Annotated in this window: 14 protein-coding genes; 7 read left to right on the top strand and 7 right to left on the bottom strand. The window is 59.7% G+C overall.

Annotated elements, in window-relative coordinates; translation table 11 throughout:
* The first annotated feature begins 167 nt into the window (after nt 1–167).
* From ftsZ to ACYG9Y_RS05810, 6 genes are all read left to right on the top strand, one after another.
* Nucleotides 168–1,148, top strand: a complete 981-nt coding sequence (gene ftsZ, locus ACYG9Y_RS05835; RefSeq protein WP_031193049.1) for a cell division protein FtsZ — start codon at nt 168–170, stop codon at nt 1,146–1,148.
* A 455-nt stretch (nt 1,149–1,603) separates the two neighbouring features.
* Nucleotides 1,604–2,245, top strand: a complete 642-nt coding sequence (locus ACYG9Y_RS05830; protein ID WP_023702102.1) for a hypothetical protein — start codon at nt 1,604–1,606, stop codon at nt 2,243–2,245.
* A gap of 183 nt (nt 2,246–2,428) precedes the next feature.
* Nucleotides 2,429–3,400 (top strand): SDR family oxidoreductase, encoded by a 972-nt coding sequence (locus ACYG9Y_RS05825; RefSeq protein WP_023687856.1) that lies wholly within the window; start codon nt 2,429–2,431, stop codon nt 3,398–3,400.
* A 269-nt stretch (nt 3,401–3,669) separates the two neighbouring features.
* On the top strand, nt 3,670–3,987 hold the full coding sequence (locus tag ACYG9Y_RS05820) for a hypothetical protein (RefSeq protein ID WP_023687854.1): 318 nt from the start codon (nt 3,670–3,672) through the stop codon (nt 3,985–3,987).
* A 26-nt stretch (nt 3,988–4,013) separates the two neighbouring features.
* A complete protein-coding gene (locus ACYG9Y_RS05815; RefSeq protein ID WP_023739530.1) occupies nt 4,014–4,190 on the top strand; it encodes a PPC domain-containing DNA-binding protein in 177 nt (58 codons plus the stop codon).
* A complete protein-coding gene (locus ACYG9Y_RS05810) occupies nt 4,183–4,611 on the top strand; it encodes a GFA family protein (RefSeq protein WP_084014358.1) in 429 nt (142 codons plus the stop codon). Before ACYG9Y_RS05815 ends, ACYG9Y_RS05810 begins: the two co-directional genes overlap by 8 nt.
* A gap of 84 nt (nt 4,612–4,695) precedes the next feature.
* Here the strand turns inward: ACYG9Y_RS05810 and ACYG9Y_RS05805 are convergent, their stop codons facing one another.
* The 7 genes from ACYG9Y_RS05805 to ACYG9Y_RS05775 form a co-directional block, all read right to left on the bottom strand.
* Nucleotides 4,696–5,361, bottom strand: a complete 666-nt coding sequence (locus ACYG9Y_RS05805) for a response regulator (RefSeq protein ID WP_460223106.1) — start codon at nt 5,359–5,361, stop codon at nt 4,696–4,698.
* 45 nt (nt 5,362–5,406) lie between these two features.
* On the bottom strand, nt 5,407–6,732 hold the full coding sequence (locus ACYG9Y_RS05800) for an ATP-binding response regulator (RefSeq protein WP_460223105.1): 1,326 nt from the start codon (nt 6,730–6,732) through the stop codon (nt 5,407–5,409).
* A 49-nt stretch (nt 6,733–6,781) separates the two neighbouring features.
* On the bottom strand, nt 6,782–12,493 hold the full coding sequence (locus ACYG9Y_RS05795) for a HAMP domain-containing protein (protein ID WP_031259075.1): 5,712 nt from the start codon (nt 12,491–12,493) through the stop codon (nt 6,782–6,784).
* A gap of 380 nt (nt 12,494–12,873) precedes the next feature.
* Nucleotides 12,874–13,047 (bottom strand): response regulator, encoded by a 174-nt coding sequence (locus ACYG9Y_RS05790; RefSeq protein WP_198018650.1) that lies wholly within the window; start codon nt 13,045–13,047, stop codon nt 12,874–12,876.
* A gap of 27 nt (nt 13,048–13,074) precedes the next feature.
* Entirely contained in the window at nt 13,075–13,350 is a 276-nt protein-coding gene (locus ACYG9Y_RS05785; protein WP_023725485.1) for a hypothetical protein, read from the bottom strand.
* Between the two features lie 296 nt (nt 13,351–13,646).
* Nucleotides 13,647–14,267 (bottom strand): cysteine hydrolase family protein, encoded by a 621-nt coding sequence (locus tag ACYG9Y_RS05780; RefSeq protein ID WP_023739533.1) that lies wholly within the window; start codon nt 14,265–14,267, stop codon nt 13,647–13,649.
* A gap of 23 nt (nt 14,268–14,290) precedes the next feature.
* Entirely contained in the window at nt 14,291–14,833 is a 543-nt protein-coding gene (locus ACYG9Y_RS05775) for a DUF6894 family protein (protein ID WP_023700055.1), read from the bottom strand.
* Here ACYG9Y_RS05775 and ku point away from each other — a divergent pair.
* Nucleotides 14,826–15,815, top strand: coding sequence for a non-homologous end joining protein Ku (gene ku / locus ACYG9Y_RS05770; RefSeq protein WP_444849048.1), 990 nt, complete (start codon nt 14,826–14,828; stop codon nt 15,813–15,815). The two genes, ACYG9Y_RS05775 and ku, sit on opposite strands and share 8 nt — an antisense overlap.
* Nucleotides 15,816–16,339: the final 524 nt, after the last annotated feature.

Below are 16,339 nucleotides of genomic sequence, written 5' to 3'. Positions count from 1 at the left end.
TCGGCTCGTTCAGGGGTATATGGTACAAGTCCCACATCTTGTCTTGCCGCAAAGTTCACCCTCTGATTCCCTGTGCCAAGGCGATAGAACCTGATTCTTGCACCTGGCGTGTTCAAGCGGCGCGTTCCGGGAACTTTTTTATCGATCAATTCCAAGGAGACAAGACGATGAGCACCGCGGCAAGGCCCGTCATCTCGGAAATGCGGCCGAAGATAACCGTTATCGGTGTCGGCGGTGGCGGCGGCAACGCGGTCAACAACATGATTGCCGAAAATTTGCAGGGTGCGGAGTTCATCGTCGCCAATACCGATGCCCAGGCACTGACCATGTCGAAAGCATCGCGGCTGATCCAGCTGGGCGCCCATGTCACGGAAGGCTTGGGCGCCGGGTCCCTGCCGGCGGTCGGCCGCGCGGCAGCCGAGGAATCGATCGACGAGATCAGGGACCACCTTGCGGGAACCCATATGTGCTTCGTGACCGCCGGCATGGGAGGCGGAACTGGAACCGGTGCCGCGCCCGTCATAGCGAACGCTGCACGGGCAGCCGGCATCCTGACCGTGGCCGTCGTCACCAAGCCGTTCACCTTCGAAGGGAAGCGCCGCATGCAAGCCGCCGAAGAGGGCATCGAGCAGCTTCGCGAATGCGCCGATACCGTGATCGTTATTCCGAACCAGAACCTCTTCAGGATCGCCGACGCAAAGACGACTTTCGCGGACGCCTTCGCCATGGCTGATCGCGTCCTTTATTCCGGCGTCGGCTGCATAACCGATCTCATCGTCAAGGAGGGGCTGATCAATCTCGACTTCGCCGATGTGAAGTCGGTGATGCGCGACATGGGCCGCGCGATGATGGGTACCGGGGAAGCCACGGGCGAGGACCGCGCCAGGAAAGCCGCCGAAGCGGCGATAGCAAACCCGCTTCTCGACGAAGCCTCGATGATCGGCGCCAAGGGCGTCCTGGTCTCGATCTCGGGCGGCATGGACATGACGCTGTTCGAAGTCGATGAGGCCGCCACCCGTATCCGCGAGGAGGTCGACGCCGACGCCGACATCATCGTCGGCGCCATATTCGACCGGGCACTCGCCGGAAAATTCAGGGTCTCAGTCGTGGCGACAGGATTGCGGCAGGGCCTGGCGATACCGCAGTAGGCAGGATCCGGGCTGCTGATTTATGAGTCTGGTGGACCGTGGTCATGGGCTTCGCCACCGAAAAGTCGGCCCGCAAGCCCGCACCATTGAACTTGCGGGTGAATTCGCGTTGCCGGCCTAGGGACCGAATTCGTTTCGAGGCCGCTGCCACGAATGCGCGAACTCGCATCAGCGCCGCCGCAGAACCGCTCCCAACTGCAACCGCGCCGCGAATGCGCATCGACCCGGATCCCCAACAGGAGGCCATACAGATTGAACACGGCAGACATTTCGCCTGCGATATGGCCAGCATCTGCTGACCACATGATCGGCCCTTTTTGATCGGTGATGCGGGCTCGCTGGATATGGCACAATAAAACCGGCATGGGTCAGACGTCGGGAGCATCCAGTGGCGGCCAGCCTCGCAAGCACTATATCGAAGAAAAACTCAGGTCTACCCGACAGGAGCATACTCCATGGCTGACACGCCGACACCCGATGCTTCGTTTCTCGCGGCCCTGACGACAGAGCATTTCGTGCAGCAGACAGCGATCAGCACGTCTATAAGTGAAATGGCGTCGCGAACGACCATCTACATTATGTCTCTGTCGAGCGCTCTGGTGGCAACGGGCTTTGTTACGCAGTCCTCCGAGTTCTTCCTGCCGTTTGTCGCGGTTGTGCTGCCATCGGTCTTTTTACTGGGTGCCTTTACCGTCTTGAGGTTGGTCGACATCGCCGCTGAGAACATGCAGGCCCATATCGGCATTGCCCGGATCAGAGCCTACTATCGAACTTTGGGCGACGAGGCTGCCTTCCAGTTTTCCAAGGAATTCGGGCGCTGGCCCGAAAATGACGCCGAACCTTCTCTTCGTACTGGGCCTCTCCTGGCGTACCTGACCACTGCAGCGACTATGATCGCATTCATAAATGCCATCGTCGCTGCGGCGGGCGTTACTCTGCTTGCGTTTCGTGTCGGTGCAGAACTATTGCTCGCGCTGTGTCTTGGCGCTGGAACAGCAATCGGCTTGATGACGATTTTCTATTTATACCAGCGCCTCCGGACGAAAGGCATGGTCCGCATTGCCAAACCCTATGGTTCTGAGAAGAGCGTGCTTTGAGCGGGTAATGAATGTGGTGTTTGTCTGAACGCCACCGGCATGGCAATTCCAGTCTCATTGACGACCAATGCTCCACGCTCCTCGCGGGCTGTTCGCAATGGCGAGCCCTTTCGGGATCGAGATATTTGCGCAAACTTTTTTGCCCGGCATGCGTTGTTCGTTCTCCGAGCACAGGAGAAAGCCATGCAGACTAAGTCGCAGACTTCAGCTGAAGCCGCCAAGCAACGCCATATCCAGCGTGGTATCGACGCCAAAGACGAGACGAAGAGCAATGGCAAAATGCAACAAGCGATGCAAGCCGGCGCCCGCAAATATCCCGAGCCGCCTTTTCCCGAGCAGCATCAACCCAAACCGGGGCATGAATGGGCGATCGAGCCCGCTCCGCTCTACGATGCGCCTTACTACCTCGGATCGAAAAAACTCGACGACAAGGTAGCGCTTATCACGGGTGGTGATTCCGGCATCGGCCGTTCGGTGGCAGTCTTGTTCGCCCGCGAGGGCGCCGACATTGCGATCGTATACTTGAGTGAAGACAGGGACGCCGAAGCGACCAAAAACGCCGTCGAAAAGGAAGGCCGGCGTTGCATACTGATAAAAGCCGATGTCAGTGAACGCGAGCATTGCCGCAACGCCGTGGCGCTGACGGTCGAAAAATTCGGCAGGATCGACGTGCTGGTCAACAACGCCGCTTTCCAAATCCATTCCAGTGACTTCAACGACCTGACCGAGGAACATTTCGACACGACGCTGAAGACCAATCTTTACGGCTATTTTCATATGGCGCAGGAGAGCGTGCCGCACATGGAGCCGGGCTCCGCGATCATCAATACCGGTTCGGTGACCGGCATCGACGGTTCCAAGCAACTGGTTGACTATTCGATGACCAAGGGCGGCATTCATGCCTTCACGCGAGCGCTTTCGGGCAATCTGATCGGCAAGGGCATCCGGGTAAACGCGGTCGCGCCAGGTCCGGTGTGGACGCCGCTCAACCCTTCGGACAAGGAAGCCGACGACGTCTCGAAATTCGGCGCGGATACGCCGATGAAACGGCCAGCGCAACCGGAAGAACTTGCCCCGGCTTACGTGTTCCTCGCCTCGTCGCATTGCTCGAGTTACATCACGGGAGAGATCCTGCCGGTGGTCGGTGGCTACTGAAATCGCGGAACGTATTTCATTGCATTGGGCTACCGAGTAGACGGCACGCGACGACGTCGTCTCCAGGGAGACGCTTGCCGTGCTCGGTCGCTTCAAGAAACGCGTGATCGGTGCCGTGCGCCGCCGCTACACGGCACCCGCCACGGCTCCGGAGCAATAGCGCTCCGCGTTGGTCGAAATCCTCGCCCGCGTTTTCAGTTTTCTGAATTTCCGCTTGGAACTCTCCCGCCGGCATCCCGTTCAAACATCATTGAGCCAGGAGAACGACCATGCCACGAGGCGACAAATCGAAATACAGCGACAAACAGGAACGCAAGGCCGACCACATTGCCGCAGGCTATGAGAAGCGCGGTGTTTCCGAGAAGGAATCCGAGCGCCGGGCATGGGCGACCGTCAACAAGGACGATGGCGGCGGCAAGAAAGAAGGCGGCTCGGGTCGTGGTAAACACACCGGACACCCCGCGGCCCACAAGGGTGGGAAAAGCGGCGGCAAGGCATCGGCTTCACGGTCAGCCGCAAGCCGATCGGAATCGGCAAAGAAGGCAGCGGCAACCCGCAAGCGGAATGCCGAGCACCATGCCCATTAACTGCCCCGCAACAGGTTCGGAACGCCATGAAACCCAAGCTCGCTAATCAGGTCAGCGGGCAAAGAATTTTCGTCGTCGTGCTCGACCTCGGCGACGAAGGCGTCGGCGAGCTGACAGCCTTCGCAACCGACCAAAACCTCGGCAGTGCCTCTTTGACTGCGATCGGAGCGTTCGGCGCCGCCTTGATCGATCTTAATGCGTGAGGTTGGCAAGCGCCTACCCGGCTCCTTGGCCATCAAGGGCGGATGTCTCTGTGGCAGGATCCGATTCAGCGCCGGGATCGAACCGAGGGTTCACTACTGCCACTGCGATATGTGCAGACGAGCGACCGGCAGCGCGTTTGCAGTTCTTGCCTGGATGCCCTGCCAAAGCCTGACCTGGAATTCCGGAACGCCAACATATCGAAGGTCTTCGCCGATCGCGCAAAGAGGCTTCTGCCCAGAATGCGGGTCGCCGCTCAGCCTTTGCTACGACGCGTCGCCAACCGAGATCGCGCTGCACGTCGGTACCTTCGATGATCCGGCTAATCTGGAGCCTCGGTACAACTATGGTTCAGCGCAGCGCCTTGGTTGGGTGTGCTGCGGAATAGACCTACCGGACCGCGACACCGAGGAACGCTGGTAGCGCCGACTGTTGCGAATGACCAAGATTGCCGATCAGGAATGCGGCCCTTTGCGACGTGGCCAGACCGTTGACAACCCCTAAGCGCTAGCCGGTTTTGATCTTTTGGGGGGCCGCATTCTCTATCGCGAGGAAAATCGCTTCGAACAGATCCTCGTCCCGGAAGGGCTTGCCGAGCAAGGGCACGTCGGCCGGCCGATCGGCAATCTCCCGGGCATCGGCATAGCCCGTGATCATGACCGCTGGCCAGTCCGAGCGCAAATTGCGCGCGAAGCGGATCACGTCGACGCCGGATACGAGTGGCATGGCGAAATCGGTGATAATGACGTCGAACTCGTCGGGAGTGCGCTCCATCATGGCCAGCGCCTCCGCCCCTCCTCCCGCGCAGGTCACCTCGAAACCACGCTGGCGAAGGGACTCGGCGGTCAATTGCCGCAAAACATGGCTGTCGTCGATCAGGAGGATTGATGGGTGCTCCATTCCGGCATCGGCGAACGCTCGTTCAATGCCGGGTTCCACCACAGGATCGACCGGCTGTTCGGTCGAACGTGGCAGCCAGAGTTGCATGGTAGTTCCGCGGTTGACGACGCTTTCTATGCGAAGTGTCCCACCTGACTGCTTCATGAAGCCGTAAACCGTGCTGAGGCCGAGGCCCGTTCCCTTACCGACCGGCTTGGTGGTGAAGAACGGTTCGACGACCTTGGCGACAAGATCGGGGGGTATGCCGGATCCGGTGTCCTTCACGGCGATCAAGACATAGTCGCCCGGCGGAATATCCTCTGTTTGCGTCCCGATCGATCAATTCTGCGCATGCACGGTTATTGTCCCGCCAGAGGGCATGGCGTCACGCGCGTTGAAAACCAGATTCATCAGGGCCAATTCAAGTTGGCCTGCATCGACATGCACCGGCCAGATCGTGTCATCGATCTGCCAGTCGAAACGGATCAACCCCCCCAGTACGGGCGCCACCAATCCATTCATCGTGTCGCCCAGCGCAGCAAGGCGCACCGCTTCCGGCTTCAGGGTCTGGCGCCGCGAGAATGCCAGCATTCGCGCCACAAGGTCAGCGCCTTGTTTTGCAGAACGCCGCGTCAGGTCGAGTACCTGTTGCGCCTGATCATCCAACGTGGCTCGGCGTTCAAGCAGCCCTAACCCACTGAGAATTGCGGCGAGCAGGTTGTTGAAATCATGCGCCAGGCCGCCGGTTAGCTTGCCGATAGCGTCGATGCGCTGGGATTGAAGCAGCTGATCCTCAAGACCGCGCCGCTCGGTGATGTCAAGCAATGTGCCGATAATTTCCGGTTCACGGCCATCTGAGCCGTCCGACATCACGCCCTGGTCGAGAAAGATGCGATACTCGCCATTGGCGCATTGCCAGCGGAACTCGCACGTATAGGAGCCGGTGGTTTTTGCCGCCAGCAGCGCTTCCCTCAATCGCGGCAGGTCGTCCGGATGAACGCGGCTGAGACCGAACTCTGGATCCGATGTCAGGTATTCAGGCGCAAAGCCGGTCAAGCGCTCGACGCCCTCGGTAACAAAGCGCGCCGCGAAGGGTGGCTCGGCTGCCCGAGCATGAAAGCAGACCGGCAACGAATTCAGGATGGCATCCTGCCGTTGCTCGGCGCTGCGCAGCGCGCGTTCGGCCTGAAGCTTGTCCTTGTGCGCCTGCAACGCCTGCGCCAATAGTCCCTGCTCGACCTCCGCCTTGCGCTGGATCTCGAGCGTCTTCTCGTGGAGTTCGACGAAAACCGCGACTTTCGAACGCAGCATGATCGGATCGAATGGCTTGAACACATAGTCGACCGCGCCGGCATCATAGCCGCGCAGCATATGCGCATCCTCCTTGTTGATGGCGGTCAAGAAGATGATTGGGGTGCGCTTGGATTGCTCGCGCTGGCGGATAAGTGCGGCCGTTTCATACCCGTCCAACCCTGGCATGAGGACATCCAGGAGAATGACGGCGAACTCCTCTTTCAGCAGAAAGCGCAGAGCCTCTTCGCCCGATTGGGCGCAGATGACCTCTCCGATAGTCGCGAGCACTTCGCTGATCGCCAGCAGATTGCGCTCATCGTCGTCCACCGCCAGGATGCGGGCTCTTGCCGGCCCTTCGGCAAGAGCTGCCACCTCAAGTTTCCTAACCCTGTTTCTTGCCAGCTTTTGCATCGAAGGGCCGTCAGTTCGCTGCCAGGAGAATTTTTTCCGGGCTCTCGACACGGGATCGGGCACGCCCGATCCAGACACGAAGCAGCGCCAGCAGGAGATCCAGGTCGACGGGTTTGGCGATGTAGTCGGAAGCCCCGGCATCCAGACATTTTTGCCGATCCCCCTTCATCGCCTTTGCGGTGACGGAAATCAGCGGGATATGAGCAATCGCCGGTGTGCCGCGAATGCGCCGCATCGTCTCGTAGCCGTCCATCTCCGGCATCATGATATCGATCAATGCCACGTCGACATCGGGCGCCTGTTCAAGAAGCGCGATGCCATCACGGCCCCGCTCGGCATGCAGAACCTGTATGTCATAGGTCTCCAGAACACTGGTGAGCGAATAGATGTTGCGAATGTCGTCGTCGACGATGAGAACTTTCGCCCCGGCGAGATCGGACTTGTCGTTGTGTTCAGTTCCTGCCCAGGCCTCTTGGCGACCTTCTCCCGGCAGCGTTGCCGAAATATGCAGCGCCAATTGAGCGAAGTTCTCCGCCCGCGGTGCTTCCGCCAAGGCCGGGTTCAATGCCAGTACCTGTTCAAGCGCGTCCGGGTGAGGCGTAAAGAACAGGAGCTGCGGCAAGGCTTCGCCGAATTGGCCGGTGATCTCGTCTAGCGCCTTTGCGTTGTCCTTGGCGGAGCGTCCAAAGCCGAGCACGACGGCATCATAGGAGGCGAGGCCAACGTCTTCTGCATTGGCCGCAACACGACCGATCGCGGTGACCGACGTTACGCCGTCGCGGATTGCCTCGACCAGCGCCAGACGCCGCTCCGGGTCAGGGTCCACGACCAAAACGCGGCGCTGAACGCGGAGCTTCTTCGAGTGGATATCCTGAAACACCTTCATCAGCTCGTCCGAGGAAACGGGCTTGGTGGAAATGCTGGACGCCCCCTTGCGTGCGAGACTGTCGATGTCTTCGGCACCCGAGATGACATGGATGGGAATTCCCCTCGTCTTCTGGTCATGCCGCAGCAGATCGAAAAGCACCCAGCCATCGATATCCGAAAGTCCGAGATCAAGTGTGATTGCGTCGGGAACGAGCTTGCGGGCCAATGCCAGCGTGCCGGAACCTGCAGTCGACAGAACGCCTTTCAGCCCGGCCGACCGGGCGAGGCCAAGCAGCAACCCGCCAAAGGTCGGATCGTCTTCGACGATCAACACGATCCGATCGGTGGGTAGGATTGAATCGCGGTCGTCGATCAGCTCTGCCGAGGGCGGACTGCTGAGCAGAGCTGTCGCAGCAACCGCCTCCGCCGCCGGAGCCAAGGTCGACTGTACTGTCGTCACGCGGGGGCCGTCGAACGGGATGATGAGGGTAAATGTCGACCCCTTGCCCGGCGTGCTTTCGACCCGCAATTCGCCGCCAAGCAAGCGAGCGATCTCGCGGCTGATCGAGAGCCCAAGGCCGGTGCCGCCATACTTGCGGCTGGTGGTGCCGTCGGCCTGCTGGAAGGCCTCGAAAATCAGCTTCTGTTTGTCTTCTGGAATGCCAATGCCGGTGTCGGTGACGGCGATCGCGAGAGCCTTCACCGGCTGCGTCGCGCCATTGCGGCGGCCGGCCTTTTCAACCCGGAAGTTCAGGCTGACCTCGCCTTCCGAGGTGAATTTGAATGCGTTGGAAAGCAGGTTGAGGACAATCTGCTGCAAGCGTTTCTCATCTGTGCGGACCGTGTCGGGAAGCGCCGGATCGACCTTGATGGTGAAGCCAAGTCCCTTGTCGGCTGCCAGCTGACGAAAAGTTCGTTCCATATGCTGGCGAAGATGCGTCACCGGCATATCGTTGATGTCGATGGAAACAGTGCCCGACTCGATCTTCGACAGATCGAGGATATCGTTGATGAGGCTGAGAAGATCGGTTCCTGCCGAATTGATGGTGCGGGCGAACTCTACCTGTTTTTCGTTGAGGTTGCCGTGCTGGTTGGTCGCCAGCAGGTTTGACAAAATGAGCAGCGAATTGAGCGGCGTGCGCAGTTCGTGGCTCATATTGGCCAGGAATTCGGATTTGTATTTCGACGTGAGCGCAAGTTGCTCGGCTTTCTCCTCCAGCGCGCGTCGCGCCATCTCGATTTCGAGATTCTTGTTTTCGACCTGCTTCTTTTCGTTCTCGAGCAGCTGCGCCTTTTCCTGCAGCTCCTCGTTCGTCGCATGCAGCTCTTCCTGCTTTTTTGTCAGCTCGGTTTGACGCGCTTGCAATTCCGACGTCAGCAGTTGCGACTGCTTGAGCAGGCCCTCCGTGCGCATCGTCGCAGCGATGGTGTTGAGAACGATGCCGACGGATTCCATGAGCTGGTTGAGGAACGACTGGTGTGTGTCACGAAACTCGCCGAACGAGGCGAGCTCGATGACGGCTTTGACTTCATCCTCGAACAGAGCAGGCAGGATGATGACATTGGCTGGCGAGGCGCTGCCAAGACCAGATGTGACCCGAAGGAATTCTGGCGGCACATTGTCCAGCATGATGGCGCGCTTGTCGGCGGCACTTTGCCCAACCAGGCCCTCTCGCAGATCAAGCCGCTGCTTGATGGCAGCTTTGCTCTCGGCGCCATAGGAAGCCGCCAGCTCAAGATAGGATTCCTCCTCGTCGCGATTGGTGACGTAGAACACCCCATACTGGGCGTTCACCAGAGGAGCGAGTTCGGACATGATGAGCCGCGAGACGGTGGCAAGGTCGCGCTCGCCTTGCAGCATGCGCGAAAACCGGGCGAGATTGGTCTTCAACCAGTCCTGCTCGGCATTCTTCAGCGTCTGATCCTTCAGATTGCGGATCATCTCGTTGATGTTGTCTTTTAGCGCGGCGACCTCGCCGGAGGCTTCGACGCTGATCGAACGGGTAAGATCGCCCTTCGTCACCGCCGTCGAAACCTCGGCGATGGCACGCACCTGGGTGGTCAGATTGGCAGCGAGTTGATTGACATTGTCGGTGAGGTCGCGCCAGAGGCCGGCGGCACCTGGCACACGCGCCTGACCACCGAGCTTACCCTCGATGCCCACCTCACGGGCGACGTTGGTCACCTGGTCGGCAAAGGTGGCAAGCGTCTCGATCATGCCGTTGATGGTGTCGGCCAGCAGGGCGATCTCTCCCTTCGCGTCGACCGTCAGTTTGCGCCTGAGATTGCCTTGCGCGACCGCCGTCACGACATCGGCGATGCCGCGCACCTGATTGGTCAAGTTCGTCGCCATCAGGTTGACGTTGTCGGTCAGGTCCTTCCAGGTACCGGCAACACCTTCGACGCGCGCCTGGCCACCAAGCTTGCCCTCGGTGCCAACCTCACGCGCGACTCGGGTGACCTCGCCGGCGAAGGAGTTCAACTGGTCCACCATGGTGTTGATGGTCGACTTGAGCTCCAGGATTTCGCCCTTCACATCAACGGTGATCTTCTTCGACAGGTCGCCGCGCGCCACGGCGGTCGTGACTTCGGCGATGTTGCGCACCTGGCCGGTCAGATTCTCGGCCATCGAGTTCACATTGTCTGTGAGATCCTTCCACGTGCCGGCAACGCCGCGCACCTGCGCCTGGCCTCCCAACTTGCCTTCCGTGCCGACCTCGCGTGCCACGCGCGTGACTTCCGAAGCGAAGGAATTGAGCTGGTCCACCATTGTGTTGATGGTGTCCTTCAGCTCCAGGATCTCGCCGCGGACATCGACGGTGATCTTCTTCGAAAGGTCCCCGAGCGCCACGGCGGTGGTCACCTCGGCGATGTTGCGCACCTGGCCGGTCAGGTTGGCCGCCATGGCGTTGACGTTTTCGGTCAGGTCCTTCCACGTGCCGCCGATGCCGCGCACCTGGGCCTGGCCGCCGAGCTTGCCATCGGAGCCGACCTCGCGCGCCACACGTGTCACTTCCGAAGCGAAGGAATTGAGCTGGTCGACCATCGTGTTGATGACGTCCTTGATCTGCAAGATCTCGCCCAGCGCGTCGACGGTGATCTTCTGGGTCAAGTCGCCGGTCGCGATGGCCGTTGCCACCTTCGACACGTCACGCAACTGCACCGTCAAATTGCCGGCCATGGCGTTGACGTTGTCGGTCAGATCCTTCCAGGTGCCACCGACGCCTTCGACATGCGCCTGGCCACCAAGCTTGCCTTCCGATCCCACTTCGCGGGCCACACGCGTGACCTCAGAGGCGAAGGAGTTCAGTTGGTCGACCATCGTGTTGACGGTGTCCTTGAGCTCCAGGATCTCGCCTTTGACGTCGACGGTGATCTTCTTCGACAGGTCGCCGCGCGCCACGGCGGTGGTGACTTCTGCGATGTTTCGAACCTGGCCAGTCAGGTTGGCGGCCATGAGATTGACGTTGTCCGTCAAATCCTTCCATGTGCCACCGACGCCCCTCACCTCGGCCTGGCCGCCCAGCTTGCCTTCGGTGCCGACCTCGCGCGCCACGCGCGTCACTTCCGAGGCAAAGGAGTTCAGCTGGTCGACCATCGTGTTGATGGTGTCCTTGAGTTCCAGGATTTCGCCTTGCACGGCGACCGTGATCTTCTTCGACAGATCGCCCGACGCGACCGCCGTCGTCACCTCGGCGATATTGCGCACCTGACCGGTCAGGTTCTCGGCCATCGAGTTGACGTTGTCGGTGAGGTCCTTCCAGGTGCCGGCGACGCCGCGCACCTGCGCCTGGCCGCCAAGCTTGCCTTCGGTGCCAACCTCGCGTGCCACGCGCGTGACCTCGCCCGCGAATGAATTCAGCTGGTCCACCATCGTGTTTATCGTGGATTTCAGCTCGAGAATCTCGCCCTTCACGTCGACCGTAATCTTCTTCGACAGGTCGCCCAAAGCCACCGCGGTCGTCACTTCGGCGATGTTGCGCACCTGGCCAGTCAGGTTCTCGGCCATGGAATTCACATTGTCGGTCAGATCCTTCCACGTGCCACCAACACCCTCAACGCGCGCCTGGCCGCCAAGCTTGCCTTCAGTGCCGACCTCGCGCGCCACGCGCGTCACTTCCGAAGCGAAGGAATTAAGCTGGTCCACCATCGTGTTGATGGTGTTCTTCAGTTCGAGGATTTCGCCCTTGACATCGACTGTGATCTTCTTCGACAGGTCGCCCGACGCGACTGCGGTCGTAACCTCCGCGATGTTGCGCACTTGCCCGGTCAGGTTCGTGGCCATCGCGTTGACGTTGTCGGTCAGATCTTTCCACGTGCCGGCGACACCCTTGACCCGGGCCTGGCCGCCGAGCTTGCCTTCCGTACCGACCTCGCGCGCCACGCGCGTCACCTCAGAGGCGAAGGAGGCCAACTGGCCGACCATGGTGTTGACGATCTTGCCGATGCGCAGGAATTCGCCACGCAGCGGTCGGCCGTCAATTTCGACCATCATGGTCTGCGACAGGTCGCCCTTGGCGACGGCGCCGATAACGCGCGCAACCTCAGCCGTTGGCTGAACCATGTCTTCTATGAGATCATTGACTGAACGGACACTGGATTCCCAACTGCCGGTGGCATTGCGAACCCGGCCGCGCTCGCCTATCCGCCCTTCCTTGCCGACGACCCGGCTCAAGCGCTCGAACTCGCGCGTCACTTGGTCGTTGAGGTCAGCGATCTCATTGAAAGTCTCAGCTATCTCGGAATCGAGGCCTTCATAAACATTGTCGATGCGGACGGAGAAATCGCCGCGCCGGAAGGCTTTCAGAGAATTCAGAATGCTTCGACGGTCCAATTGCTTCTTGGATGCCTGCACGGTCACAGCGCCACTCCCAGCCCTATGGATTTATACGGATAAAATTGCCCCCGCGGCCAATGTGGATCGCGCCGCAAGACCCCAAACGCGGCATTTTCCATTTTGTTCCATCGTGCCGTGAATTCCAGGCCGACGATTGCGCCTTGGTTTGAACGCCGGATTCATGATGCGGTTGTGGATTTATCGGGCTTTAGCCGACCACGACACGTCATCGCCGTTTGCCATTGCCAGAGAGGCATGAATTGCGTTGCGCAACTCGGAAGGCGAGGCAGGCTTTGCGACCCATGTCCCTTGAAGGAAAATCGGATCGTGAAAACCCGAATTGGCGTAGCTTGCCGAATGGACGACAAAGGGGATGTTTCGGGCGTCAAGCAACGTAGCTATTCGTACGCAATCCCATCCGCCAGGCCGATATCCATGACAACAATGTCGGGAGAACTGCCCCTGAACCATTCCAGCGCGTCGACGCAGGACGAAAAGACCCCAGCGATGTCGAACCCCGCGTCGCGCAACATGTCTTCAAGTTCGAGCGCGATAAACGCCTCGTCTTCCAAAATCGCAACGGACCTATGGTGGTCCAATTATCGCAGTCCTTTGCTCTCCGAAGCGATCGGCAGCGCAGCACGCCGCCTGACCGGTTCCACCCGGTGGTCGAAGCTCACGGCAATTTTCTTACCGGACATGGCATGGACCATAAGCCCGACCAATTCCTCGTCGTCGCAGCGACACTCAGGAAACCTTGCGCGGATTTCATCGACCGCAAACGCCGTCGAGATAATGTCGTCAGCGCGATAGCCAGAGATCACCGCGTAGACTGCGCTATAGGTTTCAAGGTCAATGACTTCGGTTTTCAGCACATCATCCTCCCTGCGGAAGGCCGACGGCAGAGGCGCCGGATGTCTCGCAAAGATTGCTAGATGCCGGCATCGAGTCTTCGGCGCTGTATCCTGTTCATTCTATGACGGTTGGCCGCGCTGTCGATAGCTCTGCAAGGCTTTGTACGCTTCCAGACACTGATTCACGCGAGCGACCAGATCAGGCAATCGTGCCGTTCATATACGTTTTCCGGTTCACTGTAGTGCCGTCCGCCAACTGAAACAGTCCGCCCGACCAGAATGACGATTGTCGGCCCTTTCACTTGAAGCCCCCCAGATCAGCGAGTGAGTTGTGGCCAACACTCCAAAACCTCCGCCATGCTGGCCGCCTCAATCTGCTCACTGAAGCGGGAATGGTATACTTCCATCAGTGCGTCATGGGTCTGGTCGGCAGAGCTGCAGATGGCATCGGTGACGAGAATGACGCGAAAGCCACGATCGATGGCGCCAAGCACGGTCGCGAGAACGCAAACGTCGGTTTCGCCACCGGTGATCACGAGCGCACGCACGCCGGAGCCACTCAGCAGCGCGTCGAGCCGCCCCTCGGTCCAGGGCGAATAGACATGTTTGTCGACGACCGTCGCCGGCGGTACAAATCGTGCAAGTTGAGGCATCAGCTCGATCAGGCGCGGATCGATGTTGGAAAGGGTTACCTCCGCCCACCGACGATAGTAGTTTGCCCACATTCCCGGCGCCTCGCCCAGGCGGGCGGCAGGAATGAAGCGCGTGAACAGGGTACGGCTGGCATGTCTGGCGACCAGTTCTTCGATCGCCGGGACCACCTTTTCAGCCCACGGCACGGGCCAAGGTCCACCCGGCGCAAACAGGCGCTGCATGTCGACGCACAGATGCAGGCCATCGTCGCCTATTGGTCCGTGAATCAATCCTTGGGCGGCCACTGGTGGATTCCGTCGGGTTTGGGTTACTGGCCTGCCTGCCGCGCTGCATCGGCCTCAGCCACATCAACAGTGTAAAGCAATTCACCGTTTTCGTTGGATACCCTCACAAGCCAGCCGGACAGAGCGTCCGTGCCAGGCTGCAGGTCGGCGAGAAGATCGATTGCGCAGCGGATAGCTTCGGACCGGGCCGCCTCAAGGCTCGCCATCCTCGACGGCGGTATGCGTCGGCTGGTTTCGCCATCGCGATACTCAAAGACATATACGTCGCCGGCGCCGTCGCTTGCAGAGGTTATCTCGACCTGGTCGAAATTGCCGTTGCTGCTCGCGTCATATTCATTGGCTGCGAGATCAAAGGTCGCTGTCTGGACCAGGATTGCCTTTGCGCGGGCAAGCACGTCATCTTCAGCTTGTATCCCGACGTTTGCCATGTCCACCGTAACGCAGTCGCCGCCCTCGCCGCAAAATATCACCCGGCGAACCGACTGCCCGTCTGGCGCCCTGGCATTCACCACTTCGGTCCGAACGACTTGCATGACACTCTCCTGCCTGTGTCTGACAATGTTCATGGTGCGCTTTCGGTTCCTGCGGATGCAGGCGCCGGCCCGGCTGTCGAGACTGACAGGACTTCCCCACCGGACATTCACGGTGCACCGAGCCCCCGCCGCAGGAACAATTCGAACGGAAACGCGTTGCCCTAGCTGGAAACGGGATAAGCGCAAAATGGCCGCGCCACGTGCTGCCTGGAAGGGCTTCTTGAAGGTTGGTTCGGTTACTTGCGGCGTGAAGATTGTCGGCGCAACCAGCGAAGCATCCAAGATCCATTTCAAGATTTTGAACCGCAAGGACGGTCTGCCGGTCAGGAGCGTCTACGCCGACGAGGAGACCGGAAAGCTGGTGGATGCAGCGGATCAGGTGAAGGGTTTCGAGATCGCAAAGGACGAATTTCTCCAGATCGAACCTGACGACATAAAGGCGTTGAAGCTGACGTCGAAGCACACGCTCGAAGTCGGCGAATTCGTATCGATTGACGATATCGATACGCGCTATCTCGAGAAGCCCTACTATCTGATCCCGGCCGACAGCGCCGCAATCGAAGCATACGGAGTGATCCGCGATGCCATGAAGAACAAGGGCGTGGCCGCTCGATCCTGCGTGGTGCTCTACCAGCGCGGCCGCGAAGTGCTGATTCAGCCCTATGGCAAGGGGATGGTGATGACCGAGCTTCGCAACCACAACGAAATGGTTTCGGAAAGCACTGTGTTCGATGGATTGGCCAAGCAGAAATACGACCCCGATCTGCTCGAAATCGCCGGCATGCTTATTGACAAAAAAGTGACGACCTTCGATCCCTCGAAATTTGAAGACACCTATGAAGACGCGCTGATCGCCATGATCGATGCAAAGCGCAAAGGCAAGAAGCTGCCGAAGCCCGCACCAAGGCCACAGGAGAATGTCATCAACCTCGCTGAGGTGCTGAAGAAGAGCCTCAAACAGGAAGGGCTGGCGAGATCCACAAAGAGAGCCTCACCGAAACGCAAGACAGCATAGTTGATAACTGCCCAGCCAGAAGGTCCGCACAGCAGCTCCAGCCGCCCTTAATAGCTCGGAACAATTCTCGCGGTTGCCCGTTGGCCACCAAGGACGATGCCTTATGGCCGAGATCAAGAACGTCGACAGGGCAGTCCTCAAAGAGCCAGAGGCAGCGGATGCCAACATTGCGCTCAAAGGAGCCGGAACGCAGGACTCTGATCGGGCGCCGACAAGCCCCAGGACCGCTGGCCATCGGTAAAAATACATGGGGTGTGAAAAGACCCTTTCGCCTCCAGACGCGGCGACGCGCGACCGGTGGCGGGCCGAACCCCACGCCCAAGCGAAACCCGGAGAATAGATGTGCCCCCCAAACCAGAGCCAACCGAAGAGCCGCCAGTGGATGCGCCGACGTGGACGCCGGACATACGCGAGCCTGAGCCGGATCTTCTTCCCGACGAAGTGCCAGTTCCTAATCCGGACGAGAACCGTGATCCGCCAAAGCGAGGCGTGGTGACAGACTGAACAACGGGTTTGGTCCGGCA

The organism is Mesorhizobium sp. W050 (genome assembly GCF_054719535.1).
The sequence above is the reverse complement of the archived record's forward strand: the minus strand, read 5'-3'. Positions and strand labels throughout refer to the sequence as shown.